Origin of the sequence: Enterococcus thailandicus, assembly GCF_001886265.1 — a bacterium.
Taxonomy (GTDB): domain Bacteria; phylum Bacillota; class Bacilli; order Lactobacillales; family Enterococcaceae; genus Enterococcus_B; species Enterococcus_B thailandicus.
Window position 1 is genome coordinate 1 of sequence record NZ_JXLE01000049.1, and the last position, 582, is coordinate 582.

A 582-nucleotide genomic window follows, 5' to 3' on the forward strand; every position below is an offset into this window, starting at 1 on the left:
ATTTTTCCTCTTCTCTCAACATGATGTTTGGCATGTCTTGTTTTTCCGCGGCGTCTAAGTGAACGAATCAATCCTCGATTTCCATGGCTTAGAGGCTCTGTTTCAAAAAGTCCATTATAAATACCACGATAAATTGTCGTGTAGCTTATAGCAATACCAGTTCGTTCACTTTTTAAACGATGAGAAATTTCTTCAGGAGACCATTGTTCTTCTACAAATAATCTTCGAACGATAGTCCAGATCCTGTTGTTAGACAAGAGTAATTTTCGCCCACAGTTCTGTTTTCTATAAGAATATATAGTTTGAGCAAGCACAGGAGAATACGTAGTATTTTTTGTATTACGTTTAAGTTCTCTCGATATTGTAGAAGGGCTACGCTTCATAAGAGAAGCAATGGAACGTATAGACTTTCCTTGATTGAAGAATAAAAATATGTTTTCTCGCTCTAGTATTGTAAGATGGTTATAGTGGCTCATAGCTATCTTCCTTTCAAATAGTGTTCTAGACAAACCTATTTTAACTGGATTTTAGCTATGAGTCTTTTTTTGTAATCAACTGTTGCACTTAAAGTGTATATTCAAG

The 582-nt window shown here is 35.1% G+C and carries 2 pseudogenes; both read right to left on the reverse strand.

Annotated elements, in window-relative coordinates:
• Positions 1-257 (reverse strand): annotated as a pseudogene (locus RV17_RS13725) (IS30 family transposase); the annotation flags it as partial.
• Positions 258-350: 93 nt separating this feature from the next.
• Positions 351-476, reverse strand: a pseudogene (locus RV17_RS13850) (helix-turn-helix domain-containing protein); the annotation flags it as partial.
• Between the last annotated feature and the right edge of the window lie 106 nt (positions 477-582).